At 67.0% G+C, this 8,514-nt stretch carries 8 protein-coding genes and 4 pseudogenes; 5 read left to right on the top strand and 7 right to left on the bottom strand.

Translation table 11 applies throughout. The features are described from left to right. Positions 1-369, bottom strand: a 369-nt coding sequence (locus AB4039_RS40235) for an IS3 family transposase (protein WP_442273104.1), incomplete at its 3' end; no start/stop codon positions are given. Next, complete coding sequence (locus AB4039_RS40230) at positions 366-671, bottom strand: transposase (protein WP_266842955.1); 306 nt, start codon at positions 669-671, stop codon at positions 366-368. The genes AB4039_RS40235 and AB4039_RS40230, both read right to left, overlap by 4 nt. Before the next feature lie 69 nt (positions 672-740). Between AB4039_RS40230 and AB4039_RS40225 the strand changes: the two are divergent. Both AB4039_RS40225 and AB4039_RS40220 read left to right on the top strand, forming a co-directional pair. After that, positions 741-1,566, top strand: a pseudogene (locus tag AB4039_RS40225) (IS630 family transposase); the annotation flags it as partial. A 156-nt stretch (positions 1,567-1,722) separates the two neighbouring features. After that, positions 1,723-2,448 (top strand): DUF4241 domain-containing protein, encoded by a 726-nt coding sequence (locus tag AB4039_RS40220; RefSeq protein WP_442273103.1) that lies wholly within the window; start codon positions 1,723-1,725, stop codon positions 2,446-2,448. A 289-nt stretch (positions 2,449-2,737) separates the two neighbouring features. Here AB4039_RS40220 and istB read toward each other — a convergent pair whose 3' ends face one another. The 4 genes from istB to AB4039_RS40200 all read right to left on the bottom strand — a co-directional run bounded on the left by istB (position 2,738) and on the right by AB4039_RS40200 (position 6,571). Continuing rightward, on the bottom strand, positions 2,738-3,571 hold the full coding sequence (gene istB / locus AB4039_RS40215; protein ID WP_442273102.1) for an IS21-like element helper ATPase IstB: 834 nt from the start codon (positions 3,569-3,571) through the stop codon (positions 2,738-2,740). Beyond that, positions 3,568-4,668 carry a Mu transposase domain-containing protein gene (locus AB4039_RS40210; RefSeq protein ID WP_442273101.1) on the bottom strand — a complete coding sequence of 367 codons (1,101 nt, stop codon included), beginning with the start codon at positions 4,666-4,668 and terminating at the stop codon, positions 3,568-3,570. The genes istB and AB4039_RS40210 overlap by 4 nt, the downstream gene beginning before the upstream one ends. A gap of 103 nt (positions 4,669-4,771) precedes the next feature. Next, positions 4,772-5,260, bottom strand: a complete 489-nt coding sequence (locus AB4039_RS40205; protein ID WP_442273100.1) for a DUF4265 domain-containing protein — start codon at positions 5,258-5,260, stop codon at positions 4,772-4,774. A 177-nt stretch (positions 5,261-5,437) separates the two neighbouring features. Next, positions 5,438-6,571 (bottom strand): tyrosine-type recombinase/integrase, encoded by a 1,134-nt coding sequence (locus AB4039_RS40200; protein WP_442273099.1) that lies wholly within the window; start codon positions 6,569-6,571, stop codon positions 5,438-5,440. Between the two features lie 73 nt (positions 6,572-6,644). On the opposite strand from AB4039_RS40200, the pseudogene AB4039_RS40195 reads away from it, so the two are divergent. Further along, a pseudogene (locus AB4039_RS40195) lies at positions 6,645-6,791 on the top strand (peptidase); the annotation flags it as partial. Between the two features lie 57 nt (positions 6,792-6,848). Here the strand turns inward: AB4039_RS40195 and AB4039_RS40190 are convergent. Next, positions 6,849-7,667 (bottom strand): glutamate ABC transporter substrate-binding protein, encoded by an 819-nt coding sequence (locus AB4039_RS40190; protein ID WP_266846252.1) that lies wholly within the window; start codon positions 7,665-7,667, stop codon positions 6,849-6,851. A gap of 221 nt (positions 7,668-7,888) precedes the next feature. Between AB4039_RS40190 and AB4039_RS40185 the strand changes: the two are divergent. Then, positions 7,889-8,083, top strand: a pseudogene (locus AB4039_RS40185) (hypothetical protein); the annotation flags it as partial. A 303-nt stretch (positions 8,084-8,386) separates the two neighbouring features. Beyond that, positions 8,387-8,514, top strand: a pseudogene (locus AB4039_RS40180) (transposase); the annotation flags it as partial.

Raw genomic sequence — 8,514 nt, 5'->3', positions numbered from 1 at the left:
GTCCCGCAGAATCAGATCCGGCGCCGGCGGCGCCGTACGGTCCTGTCTCGTCAGCGACCGCGACTTCCGTCGAGTTATCCCGACGCTCTCACGCTCCCGCATGATCCGAGCGACACGCTTGCGATTCACCACGTGCCCCTGGTCCCGGAGTTTCCGGGTGATCCGAAGGGCCCCGTAGGCTCCCCGGGAATCGGTGTGGATCGCCCGGATACGGCAGGCCAGGCCCTCTTCCTCATCGACCCTCTCCTGCCGTGCCTCCTTGTTCTGGTGCCAGGTGTAGTAGCCGGAACGGTCCCATCCGAGAACGTCGCACATCCGCTTCACCCTGTGGGCGTTCCGGTGCTCGTCGACGAAACGGAAGCGGATCACCGTGTCGTCTCCCGCGCGAAATGGGCGGCGGCCTTCCGGAGGATCTCGTTGTCCTCCTTCAGCCGGACATTCTCCTGCCGCAGGCGCTTGAGCTCTTCCTTCTCGTCAGGGGTCATGCCTGCGTCACCCCCGCCATCCGCTGCCTGGACGCGGGCCCGGTTCTCGCGGACCCATTTGCGCAGGGTCTCCAGATGGATACCCAGGCCGTGGGCGATGTCGGTGAGGGAACGGTCCGGCGAGGACCGCACCAGGTCCACCGCGCCCCGCTTGAACTCTTCGGGGTAGTTCTTCCGCTTTGCCACCTTGGATCACTTCCCCTGGATGACGAAACATCCAGCGCCCAGGTGTCGGAATTTCGGGGGTCACTCCAGGCCACCACCCGCCCGGTCAAGCTCGGCCAGCCTTTCACCCGCTGGTCACTGCGCAAACTCGCCGCCTACCTGCGCAAAGTCCACGGCCGGACCATACACGTCGGCCGCGAGGCATTACGCCGCCTCCTCGCCCGCCGCGGTGTCACCTTCCAACGGACCAAAACGTGGAAGGAGTCTCCCGATCCCGACCGCGAGGCAAAACTGGACCGGATCGAGGAAGTCCTGGACCGCTTCCCGGACCGGGTCTTCGCGTTCGACGAGTTCGGCCCCCCTCGGAATCCGGCCCACCGCAGGCTCGGGCTGGGCAGGCCAGGGGCGCCCCGACCGGCTGTCGGCTACCTATCACCGTACCCACGGGATCCGATACCTCCATGGCTGCTACTCGGTCGGCGACGACCGCCTGTGGGGTGTCAACCGCCGCAAAAAAGGTGCCGTGAACACGCTGGCCGCGCTGAAGTCGATCCGCGCCGCCCGGTCCGACGGAGCACCGATCTACGTGATCATGGACAACCTGTCCGCCCACAAGGGCACTGACATCCGCCGCTGGGCTGCGAAGAACAAGGTCGAGTTGTGCTTCACCCCGACCTACGCCTCCTGGGCCAACCCGATCGAAGCCCGCTTCGGACCGCTGAGGCAGTTCACCATCGCCAATTCGAATCACCCGAACCACACCGTCCAGACCCGGGCTCTGCACGCCTACCTGCGCTGGCGCAACGCCAACGCCCGCCACCGCGACGTCCTGGCCGCCGAACGCAAGGAACGCGCCCGCGTCCGCAGCGAGAGAGGCATCCGCTGGGGCGGCCGCCCCCTCGCTGCTGCGGCCTGAACAACCCGGCGAACCTATGTGGTCAGAGCACTAGCTGCGCAGCAGGGTGATCGGCCGGGCAGCCGGAACTTGAGATCGATGCGCGAAGTGCCGATGTCAGCGGGCCCACATACGTTTCGGTTGACCGCCCGGCCGGGCGGCGAGGAGGGGTGAGACATGAAGTGGGTCGGAGACGCTCGGCTGGCAGCCGGGCCTGAGGCCACCTGGTACCTGGAGACGGCTTTCACGCCCGGCGCTCGCCTGGGGACGGTGTACGACGATCCGACAACGCCCATCGTTGTGACGGGCATCGAGGAGGTGACCACTATTCGTGTACCCAGTGGCCGTCTTGTCGTCGATGCGCCGTGGGATGACGATGACACCTGGAGATACGAGAAGGGAGTGCCAACGAGGCCCCCGCGGGAGCTGGCGGTGCGCATTCCCCCGGGCGTCTACCGCGTGGAGATCGCATGGACGGCGGGCCCGTACGAGTTCTTCGGCGAGCACTTCGATGGCGTTGAGTGTGCCGCGACGCGCCTGCGCATCAGCGACGACCCTGTGATCGGGTGGGAGATGGGCCTGGGTATCGAAGACGATGTCGACCGGCTTCAGCCAGGCGAGGAACCCCGCTTTTACTCCGACGCCAATGTTGGCTGCTTCGCCGACGCAGGTGCGTGGACGACCTTGTCCGCGCCATTTCGCAACTGTGTGGATGGCCGTTGGGAGCCGCGTGACAGCGGACAGCTGCCGGACGGTTGCGAGCGGATCAGCGACGAGTCGCAACAAGCCGATCTCGTCACGTTCACGGCCCAGTCGGGTGGCGTCGTCTGGTTGGGGCGGACCAAGAACGGCGATGTGGCCGCGATTGTCGTCACCAGCGGCATGACCGGCGCCAAAGCGTGACGTAGCACCCACCGGGCCCGGCGCTCGCCGGGCCTCCCTACTCTCTTGAGAGCTTGATCAAGTGAGGTGAGGAGCATGCCCGGCCATTCACAAGAATTCCCGTGACCCCTCGATCGGGTGACGTTTCCGGGCTGTTCTGGGGCGGAGCGATCGAGGTGCAGGGGGCGGCTCTCGAGGAACGGTAGCGTTTCGCGCACGGAGCCCGCCGGGGCGCGTCCCCTGACAGGCATGCGAACGGGCGGGCACCTTTATGGGTGCCTGCCCGTCGACGTTTCGGTCTGCGGAGAGGTCAGGCCGCGGCGGCCTGCCGCTTGGCGGTGGTGCTGGCGAGGCGGAACGACTGGGTTCCGGTCTCGATGATGTGGGCTTCGAACGTGAGCCTGTCGACGATGGCCTGGCAGAGCCGCTTGTCGGTGAAGGTCTGGTCCCACTCGGTGAACGGCCTGTTCGAAGCGATCGCGATCGCGTGCCGTTCCTCGCGCTCGGTGAAAATCTGGAAGAGCAGTTCGGCGCCGTGGCGGTCGAGCTTGACGTAGCCGAGCTCGTCGAGACAGAGCAGGTCCACCCGCCCGTACTTCTTGATCGTGCGGCCCAGCTGCTTGTCCCCGGCGGCCTCGGCCAGCTCGTTGACCAGGTTCGCGGCGGTCGTGTAGCGGACGCGTCCGCCAGCCTCCGCGATTGCGGTGCCCAGGCCGATCAGGAGGTGGGACTTGCCGGTGCCGGAGTCCCCGATCAGGCAGAGCGGATGTCCGGCGTGGACCCAGCCGGGCTGGGTGAGGGTGTTGATCACCTCCTGGGGGACGTTGGGATTCTTCGAGAAGTCGAAGTCCTCGATCCGCTTGTTCCTCGGGAAGTTCGCTTCCTTGACCCGGCGGAGCTTGCGGCGCTCGTCACGGTCCTGGAATTCGCTCTCCAGGAGATCGGCCAGGAAGTCCGCATAGGAGGCGTGCTCGCGTAGCGCCTGGGCGGCGAACTCCTCCCAGCGGTCACGGATCGTGGTCAGGCCCAGGTTCCGGCAGGCCGCGTCGATCGCGGCCGACGGGTCGGCGCCTCGCTGAGCGGGCAGGCCGAAGGAGCCCCACCGCCCCGGAGTTGCGGAAGCGGGGGTGGTGCTCTGCGTCATGCTGAGCCTTTCGGTTGGATAGAGAGCAACTGGCCGTAGGCGGCCAGCGAGGGTTCCGGCCGGGTGTCCGGCGGGAGGGCAGGACGCCGCGCGGGCAGCGAGATGACCTGGGCCGAGTCAGTGTCCTGATGCGCGGGCCCATCGATGACTGGGGTGTCCGCGGGCGGGGTGATGACGACCGGCGGGGGCCCGCCGGCGGCCGCGAGGGCCTTGCGGGCCTCGATCGCGACCAGGTCCGGGGAGACCGACCCGGCCTCCAGGACCGCGTTCATTCCGGCGACCACGGCCTCGTGAGGCAGCCTGCGATGCAGCAGCAGGACCTCAATCAGGGCCCGGGTGCCTTCCCCACGTCCTGTGGCCTCGCGGGCGGCCGCCCAGAAGGCGTCGTGGACGGGGGTGAACATCCCGCTCTCGCGGGCCGCGGCCAGGCCCGTGGAGTTCTCCAGGGCTCCGGGCTTGTGCCGCAGGATCTCGAGGTAGTGATCCAGGAGGTCACGGAAGCCGTAGCGGCCCGCCAACCTCTGGTGGCGGACGATGATCTCGTGCCGGTCGAAGACCCAGACCTCGTCCGCCCGCAGGGAGATACGGATGTTCTCGCCGATGAACCGGGCAGGCACCGAGTACTTGTTCAGGCGGACCGTGATCCGGGAGGTCTTGTCGACCTTCGGCGTCAGCGTGAGCCCGATGTCGAACTCCTCGAAGGGCAGGGGCGCCAGCAGCGGCGCCTCGTATTCGAAGTCGAACCCCACCGAGGTGGGACGGTTGTCGATGTGCCGGGCGTCCTCGGTCGCCTCGATCTGCTCGATCTTCAGGTTCAGATCGGCCAGCGTGTCGACCTCTGGGACCGGGACCAGGTGCGAGCGGCGGAACCGTCCGCCCTCGTGCTCGACCCCGCCCTTCTCGTGGGCGCCCTCGATGCCCGGCCGGCAGTAGAAGGCATCGAAGCCGTAGTGCGAGCGGAAGGCCACCCACCGCTGCGACTCCACCCTCGAGCGCCCGAAGCAGACCTTGGAGACGGCCGGCTTGAGGTTGTCGTAGCGAATGTGCCTGGTCGGGATACCTCCCAGCAGTCGGAACGCGTCCACGTGGCCTTGCATGAACGCTTCCTGCCCGCCGGTGGAGAACACCCTTCTCCGCACTATGCCGGGTGCCCTGCAATGACTCGCTCGACCACGGTGTCGGGGTCGGGATTCGGCGGCGTCAGGCGGGAGTGATGAAGGGTCTCGCGCCGGCCCACTCCCAGAAGGCATCGCCCGCGTTGACCGCCGACTCCATGACAGCGAACAGGCTGGAGGGCTCGGTGTTCGGCGGGACGTCGACGGCGACGTAGCGCTCGCCGCTCCACTCGCTCAGGAGTCCCGCCTGGCTGAGCTCGGCCCTGATCCGGTCTGCCGCCTGCTGGCGGTCTTCGGCGGGCAACTCGGGGACGAACATCATCCGCAGTACCCGATGCCCGGACGCCCTGACCAGCTCGTTAACGTAGTTGTCGTCCGTCAGCAGCACAGTGTCGCCGAGCGCGAGCCCATAGGTGAAGAACGGGATGCAGGCGACCTCATAGGTCCCGTTGGCAACGGTTTTGAGCCAGAGCTGTTCGACTTGTCCGCCCATGCCGAAGCTGGCCAGGTCGACCCGCGCGATGAAGTTGCTCGCGGAGCGACCGACTGAATCGTCGTGAACGATGAACTTCATGACGTGCACTCCCTGGCGGCTCCGGTGGCCTGCCATGATGCCGTAGTCGATCAACGTGACCTCCGCCAGGGTGCCCCGATGTGCTGGGCCTGGGGCGGTGAAGCCAGCTCGGCCGGTCGGCATGGGTACTGACTTCATCGAAGGCGATGCCACTGGGCGGTTCGTTGGGCGGGGACCCTAGCCGAGTGCTCCGACCCCGGATTCACCATGCCCTGCCTGCACCCGTAGGCGTTCGACCTGCTGTTTCTTGTCAGCGATGTGTCGAAGGCTCTCCTGCAGGCCGGCGACCTCGCCGAGCCACTGCATCCGCTGGGCTTCGCCGAGGCGCTGGCGGGTGTTGGTCTCGATCTCCAGCAGCCGGGGCTCCTGGGCCAGGTCGAGCCGCAGCATGGGGCATCTGACGCAAGCATTTTCATGCTGGCAAGGTGTCCCATAGGGACGGTCGCAGGTACCGAGCGCGACCTTCCGGAGACTGAAGTGGTCACGGAAATCCTGCCACTCGGTGTCGCTGGGCTCGCGATATTCTTCGCTGGGACGGTGCGTCCGGCGCTGGTCAATGAACTGGCGGTAGTGGCGGATGACCTCCTCGGGATAGACGGCGACGTAAGCCTGAGTCGTGTTGAGATCGAGGTGACCGAGCAGTTTCGCGGCGATGTGGATCGGCAGGCCGCCGTTGACCGTCTCGGTCGAGAAGATTCTGCGGAAGTCGTGCGGCGTGAACGTCAGTGGTGTCCCGTCGGCGTCGACGATGCCGGCCCGCAGCGCCTGATTCGTGAGGAGCTCGCGGATTCGGTTGGGGGAGATGACCTGCAGCCGGTGCTGAGAGGGTCCCTGGAACAGGTGGGGCATTGGTGGGCCGAAGACCCGCTCGTAGCCGTCGTACCGGGTCAGCAGCGGCACCCGTTCGCCAGTGCCCTTAATTCGGCGAATGATCCGGGCGAGGACCGCGACCAGGTCCGGATCGGCGGGAGTGACGCGCTCGCGGTCGGTCTTGGACGGGCTGATCTGCAGCAGCGGCACCGTCTCACCGGTCGGCGCCTGGTACTGGCGAAGGCTCAGGTGGGTGAGCTCCAGCAGTTCCTCGATCCGGGCGCCGGTACGGCGCAGGACCTCGATGCTCGCCCAGGTCCAGAACGCATTGTTCTCCTCGCATTCGGCATCGAACCGGGGACCCGGCTCGTCGACGGGGGCAAGGAACAGCGCGGTGGGGCGCCAGTTGCTTCCGTTACGGCCGGTGCGCCGATACTGCGAGCCCTCGACGGTGAACTCATCACCCGGGAACGAGTTGTGACAGTGAATCCGCGATCCCAACCGCTCTCGCCGATCACTTTCGATCTTGCTCCGGGAAAGGGTCCTTTGCGCGAGCAAGATCAACCACCGGCCGCCGGACCTGAAGGCGGCGGGGGCGGTCTTCGAGGACTCCGAGGCCGTGGTCGACGGCACCCTCGTCTCGGCCCGGGCCCGGCCCGACCACCCGGCATGGATGCGGGAGTTCCTCAAGGTGCTGGCCGACAAGGCGCCGGCGACCTGACCCGGGCGCGGCGAGGGGGCGTGTTCCCCTCCTGCCGCGCCCCGGGGCGTGGCGTCGTCAGCTGCTCGCGGCGGTGACCTGCGGCGCGGGCTCGTGCTTGAAGTTGGCCTGGCCGAAGTTCTTCTTCACGGCCGCCTCCCAGGAGCCGTCCTCGACCATCTTCTTGAGGGCGGCGTTGATCTTGGCCTGCAGATCCCGGTTGCCCTTCTTGATGCCGATGCCGTAGCTCTCGTTGCTCAGGTTCAGCCCGACGAGGCGGAACTTGCCCGTGTTGCCCTTCTGGGCGGCGTAACCGGCCAGGATCGCGTTGTCCGTGGTCATGGCGTCGACCAGGCCGTCCTGGAGGGCGATCACGCACTCCGAGTAGCCGTCGAGCTCAAGCAGGCTGGCCTTCGGTGCCAGCTTCTGCTTGACGTTCTGCGCCGAGGTGGAGCCGGCGGTGGAGCAGAGCCTCTTGTTGTTGAGGTCCTCGGCCTTGGTGATCGTGGCGTCGTCGGCGCGGACGAGCAGGTCCTGGTGGGCCGTGAAGTACGGGCCCGCGAAGTCGACCTTCTCCCGGCGCTGGTCGTTGATCGAGTAGGTCGCGGCGACGAACTTGACCTCGTTGTACTGGAGCAGCAGCTCGCGTTCGGAGCTGTCGACCCGCTTGAACTCGATCTGCTCGGGCTTGTAGCCGAGCTCCTTGGCGATGTACCTGGAGACGTCCACGTCGAAGCCGGAGAAGGTGCCCCCCGCCTCGCGCAGGCCGACACCGGGCTGGTCGAAGGCGATGCCGATGGAGAGGGTCCCCTTGGGTCCTTCCTCGCCGCCGCAGCCGGTGGCGGTCAGGGCGAGGCCGATCACAGCGGCCATCGCACCAGCCTTGGGGACCTTCATGTTGCAACTCTTTCCTCGGGGACGCGGGACGCGGAGCGGGATCGCCGATGCGCGTGGAACCGCGGGGGTACGTAGAAGCGTCAAGACGCGTGTAAGAGGAAGCTAAGAATGCTGCCGCCGCGATGTCACTGGATCTGGGTAAAACTTGAGGTAACGATCCGGCTCGATCGGCGTTTCTGCGGCGATTATTGCTTCGAACGGGATAAAGGAGGACGTCCGCGGTGACAGGTTCGGTACGGGTCGATGGGAATGCACTGTTTCTTGGCGAAGGGGTGTAGATCCGTTTTATCCAGACATCGCGGCTGCCGGAGTCCGGCACCCACGCACTGCCCCCGGGCCTGGGGGAGTTCCCCCTGCGCCGGGTCGAGGACTACCCGGACACCGTGCCGCCCGAGTGGCTGGCCAAGGGCGGGGTACGGCGGCGTCCGGGCCCCCTCCACCCGGGTGCTGCCACTGCAGAATGAGCCGGCTGGCTCGGTCGCATATCGGGTCGCGGTCATTGAGCATCGCAACTTCCGGGGCGGGTGTCGGCCTGGTGGACGGGGTCCGGCGGTCTGTGGCTGCGCCGCGTGGACGCAAGTGACCGGAAGCGTGGCCGCAGGCAGCGGCGGGGCCTGAAGCCCCCGGGGGTCTGCCGCACGATCGGGTGACATCTGAAGTGGCTTGCCCTGTAGGCAGGTGGGAAGGATGTSGCTGTRCCCAAGCCTTATCCGGAAGAGTTCCGCCAGGACGTCGTGCGGGTCGCGCGGAACCGCGGCCCGGGTGTGACGGTCGAGCAGGTGGCCGTTGACTTCGGGGTCCACCCGATGACGTTGTGGAAATGGATGCGCCGGGCGGACATCGACGA

The sequence above is a fragment of the Streptomyces sp. M-16 genome (assembly GCF_052114405.1).
Classification (GTDB): Bacteria; Actinomycetota; Actinomycetes; order Streptomycetales; family Streptomycetaceae; genus Streptomyces.
The sequence above is the reverse complement of the archived record's forward strand: the minus strand, read 5'-3'. Positions and strand labels throughout refer to the sequence as shown.